This is a genomic window from Lyngbya sp. CCY1209, assembly GCF_035615495.1.
Taxonomy (GTDB): Bacteria; Cyanobacteriota; Cyanobacteriia; order Cyanobacteriales; family Microcoleaceae; genus Limnospira.
The window spans coordinates 1-363 of record NZ_JAJENU010000533.1 but is presented as its reverse complement, the minus strand read 5'-3'; the positions used below and the strand labels follow the sequence as shown (position 1 = coordinate 363).

General features: G+C 51.2%; 1 protein-coding gene. It reads right to left on the bottom strand.

The annotated features are described in order from the left end of the window. Window positions 1-58 precede the first annotated feature (58 nt). A partial coding sequence (locus LKE08_RS17595) for a hypothetical protein (RefSeq protein ID WP_324705553.1) occupies window positions 59-363 on the bottom strand: 305 nt, incomplete at its 5' end.

Here is a 363-nt window from a genome sequence, read left to right as displayed (position 1 = left end):
GCAAAGAGGGCGCAAACCTTGCGCCCCTACAGGGTTGAAAATTGAAGCGATCGCACCCTTAAAATTTGGCGATCGCCTCCATTTGACGCATAAAACCCAAACGAGCGATCGCATTTTTGTAGGGGCGTATGGCATACGCCCCGATGTGATATTCCCCCGACGCGAGATGAAAATTGAAGCGATCGCACCCCAAAAATTTGGCGATCGCCTCCATTTGACACATAAAGCATAAACGAGCGATCGCATTTTTGTAGGGGCGTATGGCATAGGCCCCGATTTGATATTTCCCCGACGCGAGATGAAAGAGGGCGCAAAGAGGGCGCAAACCTTGCGCCCCTACAGGGTTGAAAATTGAAGCGATCG